Source organism: Pseudomonas sp. CFBP2511 (assembly GCF_030209255.1).
GTDB classification, from domain to species: Bacteria; Pseudomonadota; Gammaproteobacteria; order Pseudomonadales; family Pseudomonadaceae; genus Aquipseudomonas; species Aquipseudomonas avellanae.
Genome location: NZ_JARVSI010000007.1, coordinates 137,135 through 160,046, shown reverse-complemented (window position 1 = coordinate 160,046; position 22,912 = coordinate 137,135). Strand labels below are relative to the sequence as shown.

Sequence of the window (22,912 nt, the reverse complement as noted above, 5' to 3'; positions counted from 1 at the left end):
GTATCAAGTTCGATCAATGCGTGGGGGCTGGTGCCGTTGCGACTTTCACACGCAACAAGCTGTACGGTTTTTTACGTTGGTCGTGGCCCGAATTGAAACCGGCCTGACGGTGCAACTGGTTGACGATGAAATACAGGTAGCCGTCCGGACCGATCGACAAGGTATCAGGCCACAACATGCGCGGATCGTGAGCGACTGTCTGCCAGACGCCGTTCGGCAAGCGCTTGCGTATGGCATTGTGCTCGTAGTCGCCCGCATACACAGCGCCGTCTGCATCAGCCTCAAGACCATCAGAAGCGCCCTTTTCACCCAGGTCTTGAACGGCGGCTGCCAGTTGCTGCTCATTCACAGCGCTGTCGTTCAACAGCTCGGTGGCGACGGAATACAGGTGGCGGCTGGACAGTGGCGAGAAATACAACGTCTTGCCATCTGCCGACAACGCAATGCCGTCTGCAGCTACATGGACCGGTTTGCGCGTTCCGTCCGGGCCATCACCCAGCACGGGCACGCCTTCGACAACAGGCACGAAAGCGGGATCAGCAGAGGTTGCCTTTGCCCCGCTCAGGCGCCGCGCGGCGTGGCCGCTGGCAATGTCCATGACAATAATTGCCCCCGGCCCGCTCACCGATGAGTCAGTAACGTAGACAGTCCCCTGCGACCCTTGGCGAAAGTCGAAGCGCATGTCGTTGACGTAAGTGCTCGGCAAGATGACGTTGTCCGGAAATACCAGCCGCTTGACGATCTTATTGGTGGCCAGGTCCACCGCCACCAGCTTGGCACCTTGAGGACGTGGCGCGGCAAATTCAGGTGCCGCAGTGTCCAGAAGCCAGACACGTCCTTTGCCGTCGGCAACCACACTCTGCACGCTGATCAGGCCATCGCCGGGGTCTTTCGGGTTTTCATGATTAACTGCCAGGTCCGGGTAGGCAACTACCTTGCCATCGCGAACCTCGCCCACCGTAAACGGCACCTTGTCACCCCAGCGAGGGAAGTTGACGAAGATTCGCCCGGTTTCAGTCACTGTCACGCCGGTAGGCATTGCGTCATAAAAAGCATGAACCTGTTCAAGCTTGCCGACGGGTTTGTCGGCTGGGGCGCCTGCTGGCAACTCGACGGCGGTCATACCATACGCAAGGGAGGTCGTAAGAGTAGCGGCGGAAATGATGGCAAGTGCTGCGCAAATTGGTTTTCGATGCATGGTGCTCTCCTGATGAGTCGGACGGGGCTGCTCATCGGCATTCAGTGGTACAGGCTGTGTGCACGGCAGGTGATGATGTTCATCACCATGCGAGGCTCAAGGACGATGGATAGACAAGACTGCGAGCATTTTGGTCTTTCTCATGACAAAGAAAAACGCGGGGAATACGCTAACACTTTCAACGCAGGGGCGAAGATCCGAACGGTGTACGGACAGGCATCTCGCCCCCGGAACGGCAGCTTATGCAACCACCCTCGTGCGAGTCACATCCGACCAGTCAACAGCCGACCTTGGCGCAGCGGTCGGGTCCAGACTACTGACCGCGTCAAGCCGTTGGATCTGCTCGTCGGCCAGCGTCAGTGCCAAGGCCCCCAGGTTGTCGCCAATCTGCTCCTGCGAGCGAGGCCCGATAATCGGGATGGCCCCATGTGTACCGGCCCAGGCAATCGCCACCTGACTTGCACTGACACCAAGCTCGGCGGCGATGTCCAGCACGCTGTCGAGGATCAGGGTGCGTTGCGCGGAGTTTTCCGGCTGGAAAACCTTGCCGCCAAACCCTTCGGCACGGCCTTTCTCGCCCTGTCGGTACTTGCCGGTCAGCATGCCGCCGCCCAGAGGCGACCAGGTCACGATGCCCAGGCCAAGCGCGTAAGAGGCTTGAAAAAGATCAGCCTCGGGCTCACGGTGCACCAGGCTGTGCTCGAACTGCGCGGCTGCAATCGGCAAGGTGCGGCTGATCTCGGCCAGTGTCACGGCGCGAGCGAGCCTCCATGCAGGGAAATTGGACAGGCCCGCATAAAGGATTTTCCCGGCGCGCGCCAGGTCTTCCAGGCCTCTGAGAATTTCTTCAATGGGCGTGACGGCATCAGGATGATGCGCCCAGTAGAGGTCGATACGGTCCGTCTTCAAACGCTTGAGGCTTGCCTCCACCGAACTCACCATGGCTTTGCGGCTGTTGCCGGTGGTTAATCGGCCTGGGTTGGCTGAGGCACCGTTGGTGAACTTGGTCGCGAGCACAAAATCGTCGCGCCGGCCTTGCAGCAAGGCGCCGAGCAGCTCTTCGGACTGACCGAACTGATAGATGTCCGCTGTATCGATGAAATTGCCCCCCGCTTCGGCATACGTGTTGAACATTGCCTCGCTGACTACCGGGTCCGCCCCATAACCCCAGCCAGTGCCGAAGTTCCCCGTGCCCAGCGCGATTTGCGAGACGCTGAGCCCGGTCTTTCCGAACGTTTTGTATTTCATGGTTTTATCTCACGGTGGAGTGATCGGATTGATGCCCGCTCATGACCCGGACCGGCGTTCAGAAGCAGTCATATGATTATGATCAGCATCATAACTGTCAACTCCTTTAATGATGGTTAACATCAATGGTATATTTGCGCTCTGTCGAATGGAGCAGACAAAAGAGGCAATTCACATGAGAGTCACCAAGGCGCAGGCGCAGGCGAACCGGGCACACATCGTCGAGACGGCATCCATCCAGTTTCGTGAACACGGCTACGACGGTGTCGGAGTGGCAGACTTGATGGCCGCTGCAGGTTTTACCCATGGCGGGTTCTACAAGCACTTCGGGTCAAAGTCTGACCTGATGGCCGAGTCGGCGGCCTGCTCTATCTCGAAGACGGTGGAGCAATCGAAGGGCATTGATCCTGCGCAGTTCATCGAGTACTACTTGTCCCGAGAGCACCGCGACAATCCCGGCACCGGCTGCACGATGGCCGCACTCAGCGCTGATGCGGCCCGCCAGTCAGAGGCTGTCAAAGCCACTTTTGCCAACGGCATCGAAAGCATATTGGCCGCTTCCGTGGCCGCGGGAGCACACGCCGATGACAAAACGCAGCAACAGGCACGGGCAAAGACCATCGACCTGTTTGCCCATGCGTTAGGTGCGGTGTTGCTGTCGCGCAGTTGCCCGGACGACTCACCATTGGCAGATGAAATACTCGAAGTGTGCCGTGCGAAAATGCAGGCGCAGTTAGCGTACGCGCAGGCCTCCTGATTATTTCAAGATGCGAACAACCTGCTCAAACACGCCAGCTTCTTCTTGTAGGACGTGCGCGCTGCGAGTGCATCTTCCAGCGTGACCGCCACAAATCGGGCTTTCTGGTTGGGCTGCATCTGGCCGATCAGATCAAGGTCGGCGCTGATCACGGTGCCGATCATGGCATAGCCTCCACCAGACACCGCGTCGCGGTGTAACACAATGGGCTCCAGTCCTGCCGGAACCTGAATCGAGCCGATCGGGTAGCAACTGTCGACGATATTCGATGGATCGGAACCTGCCCCGAATGGCTGTTCCCGTGGCTGAAAAGTCAGCGCCCTGCCGCCCTTGAAGCGATAACCAATGCGGTCGGCTTCCGAGCCAACCGTCCATGACTCGGAAAAGAAGCTGGTGGCCGCAAACTCGGTCAGGCGCTCGTAATAAAGGCCGGGAACGACGCGCAGGTAGATTTCGCCGCCCAGCGACTGGCGCAACGCCATCGGCAGGCTGGCCCCTGCACGCCCCTTGCCGCTGGGCACGCCTATCGGCAACAGGTCATCAACCGCCAGCCTGCGCCCCTGAAAACCACCGAGTGCGCCCAGCGTGTAGGTCGAGCGGCTGCCCAATACCAGCGGCACATCAATGCCGCCCGCGACGGCCAGATAAGTGCGTGCGCCATCTTTGGGGAAATCAAAGCGCAACACCTGCCCGGCTTTTACCGCAAACGCGGTGTCATGGTGCATGTCCACGCCGTCCAGGCGCGCCGTCATGTGCGCGCCGCAGACAGCCACCAGCGTGTCGGATTGAAATTCCAGCTCAGGCCCCAGCAGCGTGCACTCCAGGCCGGCAGCGCCGGGTGGATTGCCGACCAGTTGATTGGCGGCGCTGAGTGCGTACTGGTCCAGCGCACCCGAAGGCGGGATGCCCAGGTGGTAATAGCCTTCACGGCCGAGGTCCTGTACCGAGGTGGCCAGACCGGGTTTGAGTACCTTGATCATGCCAGCGCCTCCTGCAGCGACTTGGGATAGCCGACAGGATCGGCCAGAAAGGCGTCGAGGGAAAACTCGACCGGTCGAATCAGCAGATCAAATCGCCCCGCTTCTACCTCGATCACGGCCAGATCGTAGGTTTCACGATCCACCGGTCTGAACTGCACAATGTCGCCCGGCCTGAAAAAAACCATGTGCTCTTTCAGGTATGCCAACCCCTGCTGCGGGTCGTAGATCGGGGCCGGGGTGACGCCGAACATCTGGTAACCACCCGCCCCGCGCACCGAGTAGATGCAACCAAAGCACCCGCCATGACCCAACGTAAGCTTTGGCGTATCGGTGCGCGGGCGCAGGTATTTGGGCACTTGCAACTGCCGCTCGCGCTCGACCATCTGGAACATGAACGGCAGCCCGGCAACAAAGCCGACCATTGACACAAACCAAGGCGCACCGCTGTGCGCAGCAATGAACGCATCGACATCGGCCAGATTGTTGATGCGCGCAGCGTATTCCAGATCCGTCGAACCAGGGTCCTGGTGCCGGTCGCGAAAGCGCATCAGGGTTTCATGGGTCCAGGGATCGTTGTAGAGCACCGGGATCTCGATGATGCGGGTCTGCAGCGTGCGCTCGGCGACCGCTCCGGCCTCGGCCTCGCGAACGGCTTCGAGCAGTGCATGAGGCGCGATACGGTCCGGGTCAAAACGAATCTGGAACGAGGCGTTGGCCAGGCACACGTCGAGTACACCGTCCAGCGCCAGGCGCTCGACCGCACGGGTCACCGCCAGCCCCTTGAAAAAAGCTTCCAGTGACATGCTGTCACTGACCTCGGCGAACAGGTGCTCATCAGCGCCAAAGCTGTAGCGAATCGGATCGGCCATGTCTGTTCCTTTTGAAAACGTTGTAGAAAGGCAGGCAAAGATCGTTACGGCGGCTCAGGGTGTCTTCGCCCCCGATGCCGCAGGCTGGCTAACGTGGCGTGCGCACTTCTATTCCGGCACCATCCAGCGCCTGACGGGTCGCCTGTGCAAGGGCCAGCGCGCCCGGTGTGTCGCTGTGCAGGCAGATGGAATCGAACTTGATGGCCAGATCGTCACCTTCGACCGTGCGCACCAGCCCCTGCTGGCAGGCGCGAATCACGCGCGCGGCCACCTCAGCCGGGTCATGGGCGCGTACGTTGCGGGTAAAGACGATAGAACCGCTGAGGTCGTAAGCGCGATCGGCGTAAAACTCGCGCACCACCGGCTGCCCCAGTTCCTGAGCCACGTTGCAGATCACCGAGCCGGGCATGCAGTAAAGCAGCAAATCAGGCTCCAGACGCTGAAGGTTTTCCACCAGCAACCGGGCAGCCTCTTCGTCACGGGCCAGGTGCATATACAAGGCTCCGTGGGGTTTGAAGTGCTGCAAGGGCACGCCCTGAACACGGGCCAGCTCGCGCAATGCACCCAGTTGGTAAAGCATGTCGTCGACCAGCTCCTGAGCGGGCGCGTTGATATGCCGGCGACCAAAGCCCACCAGATCACGGAACCCCGGATGCGCGCCAATGGCCACGCCCAGGCGTTTGGCCTGTTCAATGGTGCGACGCATGGTGCCTGGGTCGCCTGCGTGAAAGCCGGTGGCGATATTGGCAGAACTGATGAAGGCCATCAGTTCGGTATCAACGCCGTCGCCAATGGTCCATGCGCCGAAGCTTTCACCCATGTCCGAGTTGAAATCTATCTGCATGGCTTTTACTCCAAGGGCTATCTGAGTGTGTGCAAGCCACGTTAAATTCCCTTTGACCCCTTGGGTAGATCTATTAACAGATACGCTGTCTTCTGAAAAACAGATACCTTGCTGAGTGGAGTACCTATGTCCCTGACCTTGCGCCAGGTCCGCTATTTCGTAGCAACCGCCGAGATCGGGCAGATCTCGCAGGCCGCGATCCACCTCAATATTTCCCAGTCGGCAGTTACCACGGCGATCAAGGAACTGGAGAGCATGCTCGGCACGCTATTGTTTCAGCGCTCGGCGCAGGGCATGAACCTGACCGAGGCCGGCAGGCACTTTCTCAATCGTGCCTATGTAATCCTGCGCAGTGTCGATGATGCAATGAACAGCCCCTTGCCGGACATTCGTGCCAGCGGCGTGCTGCGCCTGGCGGCCAGCTACACCGTCATCGGCTACTTTCTGCCGCACCACCTGCAAAGGCTGGAGCACTGGCACCCGGACGTGGCCATTGAGGTGCACGAGCAGGAGCGGCAATCCATCGAGCAGGGCCTGCTGGAAGGTCGCTTCGACATGGCGGTGGTGCTGACCGCCAACATCACTCACCCGGATATCGTCTCGGAAACGCTGTTCAACTCCGAACGCCGTTTATGGCTGTCCAGCCACCATCCGCTTTGCCAGCGCGCCTCCGTCAGCCTCGCCGACGTGGCACGGGAGCCCTACATTCTGCTGACCGTCGATGAAGCCGAGCAAAGTGCGATGCGCTACTGGGAACTGGCCGGACAACACCCCAACGTTCGCGTACGCACAAGCTCGGTGGAGGCGGTGCGCAGCATGGTTGCCAACGGCAGCGGCGTGGCGATCCTCTCGGACCTGGTGCATCGACCGTGGTCGCTGGAAGGCAAGCGTATTGAAACCCTCACCGTCACCGACAAGGTCACGCCGATGAGCGTCGGCCTGGCCTGGCACCGCGAGCGCGAACCAACCCCGGCGATGCAAGCATTTCGTAACTACTTTCACGATGCGTTTCTGGCGCCGCAACAGCTCTCGGCGCGGCGTTGAGGGCACGGCGCTACGCCCAATCAAGCCTGCCACGCTCGCCGACCGGCGCATGCTCGGCCATCAGTTCAATCACCCAATCGATAAACACGCGCACCTTGACGCTGACATGCCGGTTCGGGGGGAAGGCTACGTAAATCGGCATGCTATCGAGTTGCCTGTCCTGGAACAGCGGGACGAACTCACCCCGCGCCAGATGCGGCCGGGCCATGTAATCGGGCAGCCAGGGAATGCCCAGTCCGGCGAGGCCTGCGGCGATGTAGGCATTGCCATCATCGACCGCCAGCGTGTAGCGGCCCTGAACGCGAACCTGTTCACCATTACGGTGCATGGCATAGGCAGGCATTCAGCGACTGCGGATCGGTACGACGCAGTCGTTTGTGTCGAACGCCAGCGGCTCTTCGAATTGCTGGAAGAACTGCCCGGACACGACATGATCGAGAAACTGCGCCTGGTCTTCAGTCACCAGGCGAATCGGGGAGTAACCATCGGTATCGGGCACGGCAAACAGCCGGGCCTTGCGTTCATGCGCCACCGCGATGAACGCCCTCTTCTCTTCATCGGTCATGGCCGAAAAGTGTTCGGACAGATTTTCCAGCGAGCGCACCGCCAGGTCCTGGTCGAGCTGCTCGTCATCCGTGAACATCAAATGCCAGACGAAATCGAAAGAAAGCTCAGCGAGGGCACGCATAGACGGGGTTCCATAGTGTTCAGAGACGCGAGATTCACTGTTCGGCACGGTTCGGTCAAGCGTTAACGGACGACCTACGTCATGTGCAGCGTTTAAATCGCGTAAATATCGCTCCCGAATAACAAATTCTGCTACAGATTGTTTATTGCAGAGTGATTGAACCATCAATTTGAGCCGATAAAAGCCGGATTCTCGATCAACAGCGCCATGCCCTGCCCGCCGCCCACGCAGGCGGCGGCAATCCCGTAACGCAGGTTTTCTTCGCGCAGTTGCCGGGCCAGGGTCATGACCAGACGCAGCCCGGTGGCAGCCAGCGGGTGACCGATGCCCAGTGAGCCGCCCTGGCAGTTGAGCCGGTCGCAGTCCAGTTCCAGTGTCTGCGCGACGGCGAGCACCTGCGCGGCCTGCGCTTCGTTGATTTCCAGCCGGCCAATGTCACTCAGCGCCAGCCCGCTGCGCTGCAATAACAACTGGATGGCGGGCGTCGGGCCAATGCCCATGAATTCCGGAGCGACGCCGATCACTGCACTGGCCAGCAGGTGCGCCAATACTGGCTTTTTTGACTGTGAAGCACGCCCCACCAGTGCCGCCGCGGCACCGTCAACCACTGCACAACTGTTGCCTGCCGTTTGCACGCCATCGGTATGGATGGCGCGCAGCCGCGACAACCCAGCCAGAGTGGTCGTGCGCGGGTGGCTGTCCTGTGTGACCGTCTCGACACGTCGCGGCAGCTCGATGCCACGCGGCTGATAGCCCGCCAGCTCGAAGCGCTCGTTGCCGACGGCAACGATTTCTGCAGACCACCTGCCCAAGACTTGCGACTCCAGCGCGCGCTGATGGCTAAGCAACGCATAGCCATCCACGGCTTCGCGGCTCAACCCGTAACGTTTCGCCAGGTTGTCCGCCGTGGCGATCATGTCCACTGCGGGTGCCGGGTCATAAAGGGCCTCCCAGAGAAAGTCCTTGAACTGCACGGTGCCGCCCAGCGGAAATCCGTCGCGATGGGTGTAAGCGGCAATCGGATTGCGTGACATGGACTCCGCCGCGACACACAGCGCCATCTGCCCGCCATCGCCCACCTGCAGCGCGGCCTGACGCAACAGTTCGAAGCCTGTGGCGCAAATCCGCTGCACACCCAACGCCGGCACGCTTTGCGCCACGCCGCTGTACAGACCGATATGCCGGGGCAGCAGGTAGGCGTCGAAACTGGCCTGCGCCATCGAGCCGGCCAGCACACTGTCAATCTGCTGCGGGTCAATGGCCGCACGGGCCAGCACCTCACGACCGACCTTTATGCCCAGATCGATGGGCGAAATCTGCGCCAGCGCGCCGCCCAGGTCGACCCACGGCGTACGCACCGCATCGACAATGACCACGTCGCTGAACGCCGAATACTGCCCGCTCACGCTGGCGACCCGGCACTGAGCCGTGAGGCATCCTGATCGCGATACAGCGCTTCGACTTTCGTGGCGCGCCACTGCAACACCGCACGCTGGTTGATCGAGCCCTTGTCAGTGATTTCGCCGCGATCGATAGAAGCCGGTTCATCCAGCAGCGCGATCCACTCCAAGCGACTGGCGTTGCCATTGGCCCCTTCATTCAAACGTGCCAGCCAGTCGGCAAACCACTGGCGTACCGGCGTGCTGGCCAATACCTCGACATCGCTCGCCTGCGCACCCAGCCCAGCCAGTTGTCGGCACTCGTGCAGGCGAGGAAACACCAGCGCCCCCAGGCACTCGCGATCCGGTGCGGTGATGACCACATCCTGAACATACGGCGAGCCTTCCAGCACCGCACGATTGCGCATTGGCCCGACGCTGACGAACACACCGGACGACAGTTTGAAATCCTCGGCCAGACGCCCATCGAACATCAGGCCCAGCTGCGGCGCCGAAGGGTCTGCCAGCTTGATCGCGTCACCGGAACAGTAAAAGCCGTTCTCATCGAACACCTCAGCGGTTTGCTGCGGCGAGCGCCAGTAGCCAGGCATGATGTGCGGGCCGCGAAAGCGCCCTTCCAGCTTGCCATCAACCGGCACCAGACACACCTCGCACCCCGGCGCGGGCAAGCCGATGTAACCGGCCATCGACAGCGGCCCGGTGGTAAAGGTGCAGGACGGTGCGGCCTCGGTCATGCCCAGCCCGGCCATCATGCGAATGCGCTCGCCACAGTGCTGCTCGGCCACCCGGTCGAGGCGGTCCCAGATACTTTGCGACAAACCGGCTGCGGCGAAGAAGAACAGCTTCATGCGCGAGAAGAATCGCTCACGCAACTCGGCGTCCTGCTCCAGCGCGTTGACCAGCTCTTCCCAGCCTTTGGGCACGGTCAGGTAGGCTGTCGGCGAGATTTCCTTGAGGTTGCGCAAGGTTTCGGCAAAGCCCTGAACAGTCGGTTTGCCATTGTCGAGATAGAACGTGCCGCCGTTGTAGAGCACGATACCGAGGTTATGACTGCCGCCGAAGGTATGATTCCACGGCAGCCAGTCCACCAGCACCGGCGGCTCTTCGCCGAACACCGGGAAGGTTTGCAGCAGCATCTGTTGATTGGCACACAGCATGCGCTGAGTGGTCACCACTGCTTTGGGCAGTTTGGTCGAGCCCGAGGTGAAAAGAAACTTGGCAATGCTGTCCGGCCCGCTGGCCATGAACGCGGCGTCGGCTTCGCTGCCGCCCGGTTGTTCAAGCAGGCTGGCAAAGCTCGAATGACGCCGGCCATTCAACTGTCCGCGTACCGTAATGACCGGTGTGTCAGCCGGTATGACAGCATCGATGGCGCGCTGGAACGGCGCGGCATCGCTGACAAACACCAGGCCTGGCTGTAACACCTCACAGACATGCCGCAATTTGGCGAAGTCCTGCGACAGAACCGAGTAAGCCGGTGACACCGGGCAATAAGGAATACCGGCGTACATAGCGCCCAAAGCGATCTGCAAATGCTCGATGTCGTTACCCGACAGCAGCGCCAGTGGCCGCTCTGCCGAAAGCCCGTAAGCCAGCAGGCTCTGGGCAATGGCGCGAACGTCGGTGAGCATGTCGGCGTAACTGACCTTGCGCCAGCCACCACGGCTGTCACGGGCGGCAATAAAGGTTTGTTGCGCACGCAGGCTGGCCCAGTGCACCAGCCGGTCGAGCAACCGATCGGGCAACGGCGCCAACGGTTCCAGGGCTCGCATGTGCAAAATGCCGTGCTCCTCACGAACCTCGATGGGCGGATGGCCAATGGAGACCTGACGGTAGCGCGGCGAACCGGCTTCACTCTGCTGCTTTGATGATCTGATATCGGAACTCACGTGCGTTCTCTCCATCAAGGGACGCTCGCACCAGACGGCGTGAAGCCGTTCGGGCCTTGCGTAGCAGCACCGGGCTGCAGCCTTGTTATTGTTATACCTGACTCACTGACGGCTCAGTCTTTTGCAACAAACCGTTGCCATCAGCACAAGAGGATTCAGATCGGGTAATGCCGTGGCCCGTTTTGCAACGTCACCCAACGCAACTGGGTGAAGTGTTCGATCGAGGCCTTGCCACCGAAACTGCCGTAGCCGCTGGACTTGACCCCGCCGAACGGCATTTGCGCCTCATCGTGCACGGTTGGCCCGTTGATGTGGCAGATGCCGGACTCGACACGTTGCGCCAATGCCAGAGCCCGGCCGGTGTCGCGGCTGAAAATCGCCGCCGACAGGCCCAATTCCGAATCGTTGGCCAGCGCCAGCAGTGCTTCGTCGCCTTCGCCGCGAATCACCACGGCAACCGGACCGAACGACTCTTCGCGGTACAGGCGCATCCGGTCAGTCACGCCGTCGAGCAACGCCGGTTGCAGAATGCTGCCCTGCAACTGCCCGCCAATCACCAGCGTCGCGCCCAGATTCACGGCATCGTCGACCAGTGCCTTGATTCGCGAGCCTGCGCTGACGTCCACCAGCGAACCCAGCACTGACTGACTGTCATCCGGGTGGCCGGCACGCAGGGTTTCGATCTTGGCGGTCAGTTTTGCCACAAACACATCGGCCACCTTCTGATCGACGATCAGCCGCTCGGTGGACATACAGATCTGGCCCTGATTGAAATACGCGCCAAATGCCGCCGCTTCGACCGCAGCGTCCAGATCAGCGTCGTCCAGCACCAGAAACGGTGCCTTGCCGCCCAATTCCAGCAGCGCGGGCTTGAGATGCCGGGCCGAGAGCTCGCCGACGATGCGCCCCACATGGGTCGAGCCGGTGAAATTGACCCGACGCACCGCCGGGTTGGCGATCAGCCGTTCGACAATGGCCGCAGCATCGGCCGGCGCATTGCTGATCACATTGACGACGCCGTCACCCAGCCCTGCATCCTGCAGCACCTGACCAATCAATCGATGCACCGCCGGGCTGAGTTCCGAGGCCTTGAGCACCACCGTATTGCCGCAGGCCAGCGGCATGGCGATGGCGCGGGTGGCGAGAATCACCGGCGCGTTCCACGGCGCAATGCCCAGCACCACACCGCAGGGTTGGCGCAGCGCCATGGCAAAACTGCCGGGAACATTGGAAGGAATGACATCGCCGGTGATCTGCGTGGTCATCGATGCGGCTTCGCGCAGCATGTTGGCGGCCAGTTGTACGTTGAAACCGTACCAGTTGGCCATCGCCCCGGTTTCTCCCGCCGCCGCAATAAATTCACCACTGCGCGCCTGCAATTGCTCGGCAGCCTTGAGCAAACGCGCCCGCCGCTCGCCGGGCGCCAGCGCCGCCCAGCCAGGAAATGCCGCCTGAGCGGCAGCGACCGCCGCATCGGCGTCTTCGAGGGTCGCCGCGGCCACCCGCGAAACCACTTCGCCAGTCACCGGGTTACAGCGTTCAAAAGTACGTCCATCACGGGCAGGGCACGACTGACCGCCGATCAGCAAGGGCACTTCCAGCATGGTGATTCCTCTCTTTATTGTTATTTAAGAGCAGCTTTAAGTTTCAAGCTGCAAGCTTCAAGTTAAAAGCCTCATGCTTGTAGCTTGTAGCTAGCGCCTAACCATCTACCGCTTATACGCTTCCAGCCCTGGCTTGATGCTCTTGTCGTCGAGGAACTGCTTCATGCCCTGCTCGCGGCCGCCTTCCTTGTCCAGCAGGCGCGACTGGTCGAGTTTGGCGTACAGGTAATCTTCGTTCTGTTCCCAGGTCAGTTCGCGGCAACGCTTGAAGCCATGCTTGGCGGCACGCAGGACAACCGGGTTCTTTTCCAGCAGATTGAGGGCCAGGTCGATGGTCACCTGGCGCAGTTGTGTCAGCGGCACGCTTTCATTGACCAGCCCCATTTCGGCGGCCTTTTTACCGTCGAAGGTCTTGCCGGTCATGATGTAGTACAACGACTGGCGATGGCCCACGGTGTCGGCCATCGCCTTGCTCACCAGGTTGCCAGGCGGAATGCCCCAGTTGATTTCCGACAGCCCGAACGTCGCCTCGTCGGCACAGATCGCCAGATCGCACGCCACCAGCGGGCTGAAACCACCGCCGAAACACCAGCCATTGACCATGGCGATGGTGGGTTTGGCGTACATGCGCAGCAGCTTCCATTGCCATTGGGAGGCTTCGCGACGAATCTTCTCCTGAAGAATTTCCGGGCCGGCGTCCACTTCGCGAAAGTATTCCTTGAGGTCCATGCCAGCGGTCCAGGCTTCACCGGCACCGGTCAGCACCAGCACACCGGCCTCGGGGTCCTGTTCAAGTGTTTCCAGCACATCGATCATTTCGCGATTGAGCGTGGGGCTCATTGCGTTGCGTTTTTCCGGGCGGTTGAGGATGACCCACGCGATGCCTTGCTCGATCTCCACCTTGACGGTTGTCCAGCGACCTTCGTACTTGCTCATGGCGATGCTCTCTTGTTCTTGATCTGAAGATGACTCCACGCTAAACGGCAAATATAGTTATGTCAATTAACCATTAGCTTGATTAATCAAAAACTTGGCACTCCGCTCTCTTGTGCTGGTCACAGTCACGTATGCCCCATAGCCATTATTCGCCAACCCCGGCAAACTGATCGGCTGATTCGCTCACCACACCAAAAGGATTGCATCTTCAATGGCCAAGCCATCCGACAGCGCCGACATTTGCCAGGCTCCTGTACAGACTGCCCAGGCACCGTTGCCGAAGGATTCTGCACTCGATGACCTGATCGGTTATGCCATGCGCCGGGCACAGCTCAAGCTGTTCCAGAACTTGATCGGACGTCTTTCCGCCCACGACCTGCGCCCTGCGCAGTTTTCGGCACTGGCGATCATCGAGCAGACCCCCGGCCTTATGCAGGCAGACCTGGCCAAAGCGCTGGCGATAGAGCCGCCTCAGGTCGTGCCGCTGCTGAACAAACTCGAAGAGCGCGCGCTGGCCGTACGTGTGCGCTGCAAGCCGGACAAGCGCTCATACGGCATCTTTCTCAGCAAGACCGGTGAGACGCTGCTGCGCGAACTGAAGCAGATTGCAGTCGACAGCGACCTGGATTCCACCTCGGCGCTGGATAACCAGGAACGCAATGACCTGCTCAGGTTGCTGAAAAAGGTTTACCAATCGTAAACACCCTTATCGACGGTGGTTTTGCCGTCGATAAGGCTCTGATTACCAGATGGGCACGCTGTACTGCACAATGAAGCGCGTCTGGTTTTCATCGCGAAACGCTGCACCTGTCGGGAAGTCATTTCGGTAAATCGACTTGCGCGCCAACAGGCCGACATTTTTCAATGGACCGCTCTGCACCACATAGCCCAACTCCATCTGAAACTCCCGCTCCTTGCGATCATCTGCGTTGAAGGCCGACAGTTCGATATTGTCGCCGCGTATGTAACGCAGGCGGCTGCGCAAGCCGACAACGCCAACCGCCGTAAAATCGTAGTCGTAGATGGCTTGCCAGGTACGCTCCCTGGCATTGAGAAAGTCGGAGCTCATCGTCATCTCGCTCAAGCCCATCAACTCGGTGCCCGACACATAGGGTGTCGCCGTAGCGCCGATGGCATGCATGTAACCAAGGCTGACGCTGTGCCCTCCCCATTTGTAGCCCAGCAATGCCGACAGGTTCTGATTGTCCACCTCACCGGCTTTTGCGCTGCCGGTGTCACGGCTGAAAAAACTGCGCAGATCAGTGGTCATTACACCGTCGCCCACGTCCAGCTTATGCAGCAGTGCCAAGGTGTTCTGGGTGTAGAGGTCAGCCACTTCAGCGTGATAGACGCGCACGCTCAGGGCTTTACTGACCTGATAGTCGCCCCCGGCGTAGGTCATATGCGATGAGGTGGCCGCTGCGTTGAAACGCCGGTTCGGCGACGCGATGCTGATCGCCTGATAATTGGTTGAGTCACGCTTGTTGACCCGGTCGATGTAGCCGGCATTGAGGGTCAATCCGTCGATCTCTTTCGAGGTCAGCGTGGTACCCCGAAAGGTCTGCGGCAGCAGACGCGAGGGGCTGGCGAAGGCAAATGGCAGAAAGATCGACACATCGCCGGTCTTGATTGTTGTTTCACGAAATTTCAGTTTGCCGGTCAATGCCAGACGTGAATATTCGTCGGCAGCGCGCCCGTCGCTGGCTGAAACAGGCAACAGTTCGGTGCCGCTACGATCCGGCGAGGAATCCAGTTTCATGCCGACCAGTGCCCGTGCATCAAGGCCCAAGCCCACCGGCCCTTCGGTAAAACCCGACTCCGCGTTCATGATGAAGCCCTGCGCCCACTCTCGAATGGCAGTCCTGGCGCCGTCGTCCTTGTAATCGCGGTCCATGTAGTAATTGCGCAGCGTCAATGTGCCGTGGCTGTCATCCACAAAACCCTGGGCCTGCGCAGCGTCGGGCAGCACGCTGATGCCCAGCAGACCAAGGGCGAGGCTGTAGTTTTTTCCACGCGCATTATTTGTAAAAACTTTTTTACGGGCGAAGGAAACTGACACAGCCATGGCTGCATCACGAGTGAGTATTGGCATGCTCGGTGTCCACTTATTGTTGTTGTTTTGGGATTCGGCCCGTCGCTTGATGGCGGTCCGTGGACGCAGAATTGAAAGATTCGGCGTTGGCGTCAATCCACACTGACCGATAATCGAACATTAATATTATTAACTACCTAGACACCGCTATTGACTTTCAAACCTAAGGCCATGTTTCAAAAGGGATAAAGACGGTTTTTCGCAAATTTTCTGCACGGCTTCATTTTTTAGTTATTTTTGTTACCTTGATTAGCACCTGTCATGACGCATCAACCGGCGCTCGGGAACAGGCACTGCACATAACAAAAACAACAATGAGGCTTGCCATGACCAGTCCACTGCGTCGCTCGACGCTGACCATTGTTTTGTGTTTCATCGTTGCGCTGATCGAGGGGTTCGACCTGCAGGCTGCCGGAACAGCGGCTGCGGGACTGCGCCAGACCTTCGCCCTTGACCCGAAAATGATGGGCTGGGTGTTCAGCGCCGGGATCATCGGGTTGCTGCCGGGCGCTTTTTTCGGCGGCTGGATCGCTGACCGTATCGGCCGCAAGAAAATCCTCGTGGCCGCGGTGCTGCTGTTCGGGGTCTTTTCGCTGAGTACGGCCTACATGCAGACCTTTTCCGGCCTGCTGCTGGTGCGTTTCATGACCGGTCTGGGGCTGGGGGCCGCGCTGCCCAATCTTATCGCCTTGTGCGCCGAAGCCGTCAGCGAGCGCCACCGCGGGCTCGCCATCAGCGTCATGTACGCAGGCGTTCCGCTGGGTGGCGCGCTGGCTGCGGTGGTGGCGATGTTTACCAGCGAGCATTGGCAGACCACCTTCATCATCGGTGGCCTGGTGCCGTTGCTGGTGGTCCCGCTAATGATGCTGTTGCTGCCCGAATCCAGCGCCTTTAGCCAGCAGACAAGCGTACGCAGCGTTCGCCACTCGACGGCCACCGCACTGTTTGGCGAAGGCCGGGCGCGCACGACACTGGCATTGTGGGCCGGCTATTTCTTTACCCTGACGGTCATGTACATGCTGCTCAACTGGTTGCCGTCGCTGCTGATCGACCAGGGCTTCAGTAAACCGCAGGCGGGCATGGTACAGATGCTGTTCAACATTGGCGGCGCATCGGGTTCTTTGCTCGGCGGGCTGTTGCTGGATCGCTGCAACGGCATCAAGGTCGTGATGTTCGTCTATGCCGGTTTGCTGCTGGCACTGACAGGCGTAGGTTTTTCGGTGGGTATCGTGCCGATGGCGGCGGCCGGCTTTTGCGCCGGGGTGTTTGTCATGGCCGCGCAACTGGTGCTCTATGCGTTGGCCCCACCCTCCTACCCGACCTCGGTACGCGCGACCGGCGTCGGCGCTGCCGTAGCCATCGGCCGCCTGGGTTCTGTGGCAGGCCCCTTGGCCGCCGGGCAGTTGCTGGGTGCCGGCGCGGGAACAGCCGGCGTGCTGCTGGCAACCTCGCCAGGCCTGGTGATCGCCGCGCTGGCAGCAATCAGTGTGCTGTCACGCTCGACGGCAACCGAGAAGCGTCAGCTCAAGGTTGCCCGTTGAACAGCTTGGGAGCACCAGAATCGGACGCAGAGCGTCCAGAACGGCATGCGACGCGGAGCGTCGCACGATAGTTGAAAAAACGCTTTTTTACCGCGATTGCACGGACGACGCAGAGTGCGACGTAAGTGACAGGGCGAAGGAACCCGACGAAGTCGGGCCGGAAACGGAGCCGGGATTTTGCATACTTTGATCCTTCAAAGTATGTCGCCGAGGGGCGAAAAGGTGCGTTGAGTCTTACATCAATACCCCTGACATCGCAGACCCCTTTTGGTACGCGCAGCGCCACAGAGGACGCAGAGCGTCCAGAACGGCATGCGACGCGGAGCGTCGCACGATAGTTGAGATTATCGTGCCTCACGCTCCGTCAGCGCGCCCTACAACTTGTGCAGAAAATTCAGCACCAGTTTGTTGCCTTCGGTACGGTTCTCCGCGCCTTGTTCGAAGTAGCTGTTGACGGTCAGCACGTTCTCTTTGTTGAAGCTGTAGAGAAAGCCCGGGCCAATGGCCCAGACTTTTTCCTTGCGGCCGCTGACGTCATGGCCATCCACCTGGGTGTCGGTGAACTGTTTGAGCCAGTAACCGTTAAGGCCCAGCGAGAGTTGTTCGGTCAGCGCATATTGCAGGGTCAGGTTGGCGTGCAGTGCCTGGCCCGCCTGGGTGTCGGAGGCGTTGCCGAAACCGGCCTGCGGGTCGTCATTCTTGCCGTTCCACAGGTACATGAAACGCCCGCTGGCCGACCACTTTGGCGAAAACCAGTAGGTGGCGGCATAGTAAGGGTTGAACGACCAGAAGTTGCTGCCGGGGTTGATCGAGCGATTGCGATTGTAGGCACCGACAGGAATCGCAATGTCCGCCTCGACCCGCTGCGTCAACAGCGGGCTGCCATCGGCGCGAGTGAGGGTCGGCAATTGCAGAAACGGGCCGATGATCACATCGCCAAAACCTGCGCGTGAACTCAACGCCGTGTTGTCCAGACCATCGTCCACGTCAACATGCGCCAGCGACGTGTTGATCGCGGTGATACCCGGCATTGCGCCATTGGCCAGCGGCTGCCCGACATAGATGATTTGCGTGGTCACGGCCAGTACATCAACGTCTTGTTTGGGAAGTTGCAGTTTGTCGCCATTGACGTCGTTGAAACGATCGGCCTTGGCGAAGTTCAAGTACTCCTCCAGATACCAGCCCGGCCCCGCCGGTGCGGGTGAGCCGTCGTAGAAACTGGTGTTGCCCAGATTGAGTCCAGGCAAGTCATAAGCGAACGCAGTGGATGACAGAACGACGAGTGACGCAGACGTGACGGTACGCAAGATAGACTTCGGCATCTTGGGATTCCTGTACTTATTGTTGTTATTTTTTTATAACCCCGGCTTCACGACCGCGTCGCCGGGGGGTGCAGCACGTTACACCGTCAGACGTAAGAAGCAGCAAGCCCTCCATCTACCGGCAGGTTCACACCGTTGACCCAGCGCGACGCATCGGAGCAGAGAAACGCAATCACCGCGGCCACTTCATCGGCCAGCGCGGGTCGTTTCATGTGCAGACTGTCGCGGGCGACCCGCTCTTCGCCGACCATACTCACAAAATCGTCCAGAATCGGGGTAAACACCGGCCCCGGCGCCACACAGTTGACGCGCACGGACTGGTCTCGAAACCACGCTTGCGACTGCTGATAACTCCAGACAATCAGCGCCTCCTTGAAGTACTGATAGCAGCTACCCTGTGCGACCGGGTTGGCCGCCAGCCACTGCTGCCCTTCGCTGTAGCTTTCGGTGGCGGCCAGTGCCTTGTGCAGTTCCAGCCGTTCAGGCCACTGCGAACCGAGTATCGATGACATATTGACAATGCTGCCGCCCGGCGCAATGCGTGGCAGTAGACGCTGGGTCAAATGACGCAGGCCGAGATAATTGACCTGAGCCACCGCCTGCACCGGCGCCGTGCCGGGTACGCCGGCAATGTTGCACAGCGCATCGATGTGCATCGGCAGGCGCTCGACCAGCGCATCGATGCTCTCAGGGTCGCCCAGGTCCGCCTGGAAAAATCCGTCCACGGTCAGCTGCGGCTCATGGCGATCAATGCCGATCACCCTGGCGCCCTGAAAACGCGCCAGACGCGCCAGCTCAGCGCCGATGCCGGAGGACACGCCCGTCACGATCAGTGTTTTGTTAGTCAGGTTCATGGTCACGCGCTCTTATTGTTGTTGGATCACGTTTATGGGTGAGTCACTTCTTGCTTGAATCACATCGCTGCTTGCAGCCAGACGCTCAGAAAGGATAAACCGGCGCCTGGTTTTTCACGGTGACCCACTGCCACTGGCTGTATTCATCCCAGTCAGAAGGGCTGCCTGCACTGCTACCGTTACCGGATGCGCCGCGCCCGCCGAAGGAGTTGATGCATTCGTCCGCGACCGTCTGATCGTTAATGTGCAACATGCCGCACCGCAGCCTGTCGCCAAGCGCCGTGGCGCGGCCTACATCCGGGGAGATGACCGCAGCCGCCAGCCCGTATTCCGAGCGGTTGGCCAGTTCGATGGCCTGTTCATCGCTGGAGAAGCTGACCACAACAGCCACCGGGCCGAAAATCTCTTCCTCGAACGCGCGCATGCCAGGCTTCACGCCGCTGAGCACCGTGGGCCGATAGAACAGGCCTTCATATTCGCCGCCGGTTTCCAGTTGCGCACCGGCCTGCAAACTGTCGCTGATCACCTGATGAACATGCTGTAACTGCCGCTGGTTGATCAACGGGCCCAGCGCAGCTTGTCCGCGCGCCGCATTGCCGACCGTCAGCGCCCGGGCCTTGTCTGCCAGCTTGCGGGTGAAAGCAGCAACAATGGACTCATGAACCAGAATCAGGCCGGTGGCCATGCAGATTTGCCCCTGATGCAGCCAGGCGCCGAATGCCGCGTTGCTGGCGGCGAGATCAAGGTCGGCGTCTTCAAGAATCACCAGCGGATTCTTGCCGCCCAGCTCCAGAGAAACTTTCTTGAGGTTGCGCCCGGCCGCTTCGGCCACCTTGCGGCCGGCACCGGTCGAACCGGTAAAGGTGATCATCTGCACATTGGTGTCGCGGCACAGCGCTTCGCCAGCGTCTGCCGCACCTGGCAATACATGCAACAGGCCTTTAGGCAGCCCGGCTTCCTCGAACAGCCGGGCGATCAGAAAGCCGCCGCTGATCGGCGTCTGCGGGTCAGGCTTGAGCACCACGGCATTGCCGGCAGCCAGTGCCGGGGCGACCGAGCGCAGGGACAGCACCAACGGGAAGTTGAACGGCGAAATAACCCCCACCACGCCGTGTGCAACACGCCGTGCGTAGGACAGACGCCCGGCAGCGCTGGGCAGGATCACGCCATGACCGTGCGCTTGCGAAAGCATGCCAGCGGCCTGACGCAGCAACACAATGGTTTCGTTCACCTCGTGCTGGCCCTTGTGCAGGCTGCCACCGGTCTCCCGGGCGACATACAGCGCCAGCTCATCGAACGCGCAGACCGCGTGATCGGCGGCCATCAGAAAAATTTCGGCTTTTTCCCGAGGACCCATCGCCGCCCAGGCAGGCTGAGCCAGTGCGGCTTCCCGACAGGCAATGGCGATGTCAGCCGCGCCCGCCATTGCCGTATTCATCAGCAACTCGCTGGTTGCAGGCTCGATGACCGGCAGCAGTGCAGATGAGGAAGGAATCCAGTTGCCATTGAATATGCATTCGGCATCGATTGCGCGTTGCAAAAAAGGGGTGCCATCAGAAGCTGACATAGTTGAACTCCGGCTTTTATGGTTGTAATCGCCTGCACCATTGATTGGGTAGCACGCGCCGTATACACACCTGAGCAAAGCCTGTGCCGAGATTGCAACCTGTTTGTCATATGAAGCCTCGACCGCTCTGGACCAAGCTTATCCAAGGTACGCAGGCGTGTAGCACACGTTGCCAGCCAGCGGTCGCGCTGATCGGGCTTGTTCATTTGATCAAGTTATGTTTATTAATCGAATTATCTATTGATCATTTCGAGCACTGCCCGGTCGAGGTACAACAATGACCCGCCCTCATTCCCAGCTTCCCGACCACCGCGTGGCCACTGAACATTTCTCGCCTCGTGGCGACAGCAGTCTGCATGACGCCGTGGGGTCACCGACTGCCGAGGAGTTGACCGGTTGCCTGTTCTTCTCGCCCGACGATGGCCGCATCTGGCTCAATGACCAGCGCATGTTGCTGCTGCATAGCTCATCGTTCGGCACCCTGCGCCGGGAAATCATCGAGCGGCTGGGGCAGGAGCCGGCGCGTGGGATGTTTACTCGCGCAGGCTACCTTTCCGGCGCACGTGACGCCCGGCTGATCCGTGAGCGCTGGCCACTCGCCGATGCCACGTCGGCGTTTCGCGCCGGCACCCACCTGCACACGCTGGAAGGCATGGCCAAGGTCGAATCGCTGCATTTCAAGTTCGACGCCGAGTCCGGCTTCTATGAAGGCGAGTTCCTCTGGCACAACTCCTGCGAAGCTGACGAGCATCTTGCAGCGTGTGGCACCGGGCAGGACCCGGTGTGCTGGACCGAAATCGGCTATGCAATCGGCTTTGTCAGCGGCCTGTTCGGGCAAATGGTGATTTTTCGCGAGGTGGAATGCCGTGGCATGGGGCACGCAAGCTGCCGGGTCATCGGCAAGACCGCCGAGCAATGGGGTGACGTCGAGCGTGACCTGAGTTACCTGAGCGTGGCCAAGACCGTCGCGCCGGCTCATACGCCTGCATTGGCCAACACCCACTATGACGCCAGCCCGCCGACGGGCACCGACCAGCCACTGATTGGCGCCAGCGCAGCGTTCAACGCGGCCACTCAGGCCTTGCAGCGCGTGGCGATGACCCCGGCAACCGTGCTGATCAGCGGCGAGTCCGGCGTCGGCAAAGAGATGTTCGCCCGCCAACTGCATCAGCTCAGCCGCAACCGGGAAGGCCCGTTCGTGGCCCTCAACTGCGCAGCCATTCCCGACAATCTGATCGAGGCAGAGCTGTTTGGCGTAGAGCGCGGGGCTTACACGGGAGCCACGCACTCAAGACCCGGACGTTTCGAGCGCGCCAATGGCGGCACGCTGTTTCTGGATGAAATCACCTCGCTGAGCCTGGCCGGCCAAAGCAAACTGCTGCGCGCCCTGCAGGAACGGGAAATAGAGCGCGTCGGTGGCGGCCACGGCATCAAAGTCAACGTGCGCGTGGTGGCGGCGACCAACGTTGATCTGCGCAAGGCCGTGGCCGAGGGTGATTTTCGCGAAGACCTGTTTTATCGCCTGAACGTCTACCCCATCGCCCTGCCCCCGCTGCGCGAGCGTCGCGATGACATTCCGCTGCTGATCAATGCCTTTCTCCAGCGCTTCTGCCACGAATACGGCCGCACGCCAGCAGGCTTGACCATGCGCGCCTTGAAAACACTGCTGCGCTACGACTTCGCCGGCAATGTGCGCGAACTGCAGAACCTCATCGAGCGCGGCCTGATTGCCAGCGATGAAGGCCAGGCCATTGATCTGGTGCATATCTTTCGTAACGAATCACTGCCGGTGGATTCGTACTCGCTGAACCACGACGGCGCACTGTCGAAGGCCGCTCCACCCATTGCACACACGGCACAGGGCGCCGCCTTGCTGGATACGCTGAGTCAGGAAAAACAGGCTTTTTCGATTGAAGAGCTTGAGCAGCAGTTGATTCGCGAGGCACTGGAAAAAAGTGCAGGCAACCTGGCGGCGGCTTCGCGTTTGCTGGGGTTGAGCCGTGCCCAGTTTGCCTATCGTTTGAAGAAGCAGCAGCCCGACGCGGTATGACGGGCGAGCGCAAGATGCGCAGCCGACCT

Annotated in this window: 19 protein-coding genes and 1 pseudogene; 5 read left to right on the top strand and 15 right to left on the bottom strand. The window is 60.3% G+C overall.

Translation table 11 applies throughout. From position 1 onward, the window contains the following. Positions 1–13: 13 nt before the first annotated feature. Positions 14–1,198, bottom strand: coding sequence for an L-dopachrome tautomerase-related protein (locus QRN38_RS07050; RefSeq protein ID WP_024667125.1), 1,185 nt, complete (start codon positions 1,196–1,198; stop codon positions 14–16). A gap of 240 nt (positions 1,199–1,438) precedes the next feature. Continuing rightward, positions 1,439–2,446: an aldo/keto reductase gene (locus tag QRN38_RS07045; RefSeq protein ID WP_057418037.1), complete on the bottom strand. Its 1,008-nt coding sequence runs from the start codon at positions 2,444–2,446 to the stop codon at positions 1,439–1,441. Positions 2,447–2,621: 175 nt separating this feature from the next. Here QRN38_RS07045 and QRN38_RS07040 point away from each other — a divergent pair, with 175 nt between their 5' ends. Then, positions 2,622–3,203, top strand: coding sequence for a TetR/AcrR family transcriptional regulator (locus QRN38_RS07040; protein WP_011104282.1), 582 nt, complete (start codon positions 2,622–2,624; stop codon positions 3,201–3,203). A gap of 5 nt (positions 3,204–3,208) precedes the next feature. Here QRN38_RS07040 and QRN38_RS07035 read toward each other — a convergent pair whose 3' ends face one another. The 3 genes from QRN38_RS07035 to QRN38_RS07025 form a co-directional block, all read right to left on the bottom strand. After that, a complete protein-coding gene (locus tag QRN38_RS07035) occupies positions 3,209–4,183 on the bottom strand; it encodes a 5-oxoprolinase subunit C family protein (protein WP_005764268.1) in 975 nt (324 codons plus the stop codon). Next, positions 4,180–5,052: a 5-oxoprolinase subunit B family protein gene (locus QRN38_RS07030; RefSeq protein ID WP_057418038.1), complete on the bottom strand. Its 873-nt coding sequence runs from the start codon at positions 5,050–5,052 to the stop codon at positions 4,180–4,182. The genes QRN38_RS07035 and QRN38_RS07030 overlap by 4 nt, the downstream gene beginning before the upstream one ends. Before the next feature lie 88 nt (positions 5,053–5,140). Beyond that, positions 5,141–5,896: a 5-oxoprolinase subunit PxpA gene (locus tag QRN38_RS07025; RefSeq protein WP_057418039.1), complete on the bottom strand. Its 756-nt coding sequence runs from the start codon at positions 5,894–5,896 to the stop codon at positions 5,141–5,143. A 126-nt stretch (positions 5,897–6,022) separates the two neighbouring features. Between QRN38_RS07025 and QRN38_RS07020 the strand changes: the two genes are divergently transcribed. Next, positions 6,023–6,940 carry a LysR family transcriptional regulator gene (locus QRN38_RS07020; protein ID WP_005764260.1) on the top strand — a complete coding sequence of 306 codons (918 nt, stop codon included), beginning with the start codon at positions 6,023–6,025 and terminating at the stop codon, positions 6,938–6,940. A gap of 10 nt (positions 6,941–6,950) precedes the next feature. Here QRN38_RS07020 and QRN38_RS07015 read toward each other — a convergent pair. The 6 genes and pseudogenes from QRN38_RS07015 to QRN38_RS06990 form a co-directional block, all read right to left on the bottom strand. Then, positions 6,951–7,274 (bottom strand): annotated as a pseudogene (locus QRN38_RS07015) (LysR substrate-binding domain-containing protein); the annotation flags it as partial. A 9-nt stretch (positions 7,275–7,283) separates the two neighbouring features. Next, complete coding sequence (locus tag QRN38_RS07010; RefSeq protein WP_005764255.1) at positions 7,284–7,628, bottom strand: hypothetical protein; 345 nt, start codon at positions 7,626–7,628, stop codon at positions 7,284–7,286. 164 nt (positions 7,629–7,792) lie between these two features. After that, positions 7,793–9,034 carry a thiolase family protein gene (locus QRN38_RS07005; RefSeq protein ID WP_057418041.1) on the bottom strand — a complete coding sequence of 414 codons (1,242 nt, stop codon included), beginning with the start codon at positions 9,032–9,034 and terminating at the stop codon, positions 7,793–7,795. Next, positions 9,031–10,917: a feruloyl-CoA synthase gene (locus tag QRN38_RS07000; protein ID WP_005764250.1), complete on the bottom strand. Its 1,887-nt coding sequence runs from the start codon at positions 10,915–10,917 to the stop codon at positions 9,031–9,033. The genes QRN38_RS07005 and QRN38_RS07000 overlap by 4 nt, the downstream gene beginning before the upstream one ends. A 155-nt stretch (positions 10,918–11,072) precedes the next feature. Further along, positions 11,073–12,521 carry an aldehyde dehydrogenase gene (locus QRN38_RS06995; protein WP_057418042.1) on the bottom strand — a complete coding sequence of 483 codons (1,449 nt, stop codon included), beginning with the start codon at positions 12,519–12,521 and terminating at the stop codon, positions 11,073–11,075. A gap of 105 nt (positions 12,522–12,626) precedes the next feature. Then, positions 12,627–13,457 carry a p-hydroxycinnamoyl CoA hydratase/lyase gene (locus QRN38_RS06990; RefSeq protein WP_057415395.1) on the bottom strand — a complete coding sequence of 277 codons (831 nt, stop codon included), beginning with the start codon at positions 13,455–13,457 and terminating at the stop codon, positions 12,627–12,629. A gap of 211 nt (positions 13,458–13,668) precedes the next feature. Between QRN38_RS06990 and QRN38_RS06985 the strand changes: the two genes are divergently transcribed. Further along, a complete protein-coding gene (locus tag QRN38_RS06985; RefSeq protein ID WP_005764246.1) occupies positions 13,669–14,157 on the top strand; it encodes a MarR family winged helix-turn-helix transcriptional regulator in 489 nt (162 codons plus the stop codon). A gap of 42 nt (positions 14,158–14,199) precedes the next feature. Here QRN38_RS06985 and QRN38_RS06980 read toward each other — a convergent pair whose 3' ends face one another. After that, positions 14,200–15,549, bottom strand: coding sequence for an OprD family porin (locus tag QRN38_RS06980; RefSeq protein WP_057418043.1), 1,350 nt, complete (start codon positions 15,547–15,549; stop codon positions 14,200–14,202). A 326-nt stretch (positions 15,550–15,875) separates the two neighbouring features. Between QRN38_RS06980 and mhpT the strand changes: the two genes are divergently transcribed. Continuing rightward, complete coding sequence (gene mhpT, locus QRN38_RS06975) at positions 15,876–17,090, top strand: 3-(3-hydroxy-phenyl)propionate transporter MhpT (protein WP_057418968.1); 1,215 nt, start codon at positions 15,876–15,878, stop codon at positions 17,088–17,090. 374 nt (positions 17,091–17,464) lie between these two features. On the opposite strand, the gene QRN38_RS06970 is transcribed toward mhpT, so the two are convergent. The 3 genes from QRN38_RS06970 to QRN38_RS06960 form a co-directional block, all read right to left on the bottom strand. Next, entirely contained in the window at positions 17,465–18,412 is a 948-nt protein-coding gene (locus tag QRN38_RS06970; RefSeq protein ID WP_024666238.1) for a SphA family protein, read from the bottom strand. Between the two features lie 86 nt (positions 18,413–18,498). Next, the gene (locus tag QRN38_RS06965) at positions 18,499–19,266 is read right to left on the bottom strand and encodes a coniferyl-alcohol dehydrogenase (protein ID WP_024666239.1); all 768 of its coding nucleotides are present in this window, start codon (positions 19,264–19,266) and stop codon (positions 18,499–18,501) included. Positions 19,267–19,351: 85 nt separating this feature from the next. Next, positions 19,352–20,833, bottom strand: a complete 1,482-nt coding sequence (locus QRN38_RS06960; RefSeq protein WP_057417644.1) for a benzaldehyde dehydrogenase — start codon at positions 20,831–20,833, stop codon at positions 19,352–19,354. Positions 20,834–21,110: 277 nt separating this feature from the next. Here QRN38_RS06960 and QRN38_RS06955 point away from each other — a divergent pair, with 277 nt between their 5' ends. Beyond that, positions 21,111–22,883, top strand: a complete 1,773-nt coding sequence (locus tag QRN38_RS06955) for a sigma-54-dependent Fis family transcriptional regulator (RefSeq protein ID WP_057417645.1) — start codon at positions 21,111–21,113, stop codon at positions 22,881–22,883. Positions 22,884–22,912 lie beyond the last annotated feature (29 nt).

Excerpts from the sequence above, each read along its gene's own strand:
- QRN38_RS07050 (WP_024667125.1), bottom strand. The coding sequence starts at position 1,198 with ATGCATCGAAAACCAATTTGCGCAGCACTTGCCATCATTTCCGCCGCT.
- QRN38_RS07045 (WP_057418037.1), bottom strand. The coding sequence starts at position 2,446 with ATGAAATACAAAACGTTCGGAAAGACCGGGCTCAGCGTCTCGCAAATC.
- QRN38_RS07040 (WP_011104282.1), top strand. The coding sequence starts at position 2,622 with ATGAGAGTCACCAAGGCGCAGGCGCAGGCGAACCGGGCACACATCGTC.
- QRN38_RS07035 (WP_005764268.1), bottom strand. The coding sequence starts at position 4,183 with ATGATCAAGGTACTCAAACCCGGTCTGGCCACCTCGGTACAGGACCTC.
- QRN38_RS07030 (WP_057418038.1), bottom strand. The coding sequence starts at position 5,052 with ATGGCCGATCCGATTCGCTACAGCTTTGGCGCTGATGAGCACCTGTTC.
- QRN38_RS07025 (WP_057418039.1), bottom strand. The coding sequence starts at position 5,896 with ATGCAGATAGATTTCAACTCGGACATGGGTGAAAGCTTCGGCGCATGG.
- QRN38_RS07020 (WP_005764260.1), top strand. The coding sequence starts at position 6,023 with ATGTCCCTGACCTTGCGCCAGGTCCGCTATTTCGTAGCAACCGCCGAG.
- QRN38_RS07010 (WP_005764255.1), bottom strand. The coding sequence starts at position 7,628 with ATGCGTGCCCTCGCTGAGCTTTCTTTCGATTTCGTCTGGCATTTGATG.
- QRN38_RS06995 (WP_057418042.1), bottom strand. The coding sequence starts at position 12,521 with ATGCTGGAAGTGCCCTTGCTGATCGGCGGTCAGTCGTGCCCTGCCCGT.
- QRN38_RS06990 (WP_057415395.1), bottom strand. The coding sequence starts at position 13,457 with ATGAGCAAGTACGAAGGTCGCTGGACAACCGTCAAGGTGGAGATCGAG.
- QRN38_RS06985 (WP_005764246.1), top strand. The coding sequence starts at position 13,669 with ATGGCCAAGCCATCCGACAGCGCCGACATTTGCCAGGCTCCTGTACAG.
- QRN38_RS06980 (WP_057418043.1), bottom strand. The coding sequence starts at position 15,549 with ATGCCAATACTCACTCGTGATGCAGCCATGGCTGTGTCAGTTTCCTTC.
- mhpT (WP_057418968.1), top strand. The coding sequence starts at position 15,876 with ATGACCAGTCCACTGCGTCGCTCGACGCTGACCATTGTTTTGTGTTTC.
- QRN38_RS06970 (WP_024666238.1), bottom strand. The coding sequence starts at position 18,412 with ATGCCGAAGTCTATCTTGCGTACCGTCACGTCTGCGTCACTCGTCGTT.
- QRN38_RS06965 (WP_024666239.1), bottom strand. The coding sequence starts at position 19,266 with ATGAACCTGACTAACAAAACACTGATCGTGACGGGCGTGTCCTCCGGC.
- QRN38_RS06960 (WP_057417644.1), bottom strand. The coding sequence starts at position 20,833 with ATGTCAGCTTCTGATGGCACCCCTTTTTTGCAACGCGCAATCGATGCC.
- QRN38_RS06955 (WP_057417645.1), top strand. The coding sequence starts at position 21,111 with ATGACCCGCCCTCATTCCCAGCTTCCCGACCACCGCGTGGCCACTGAA.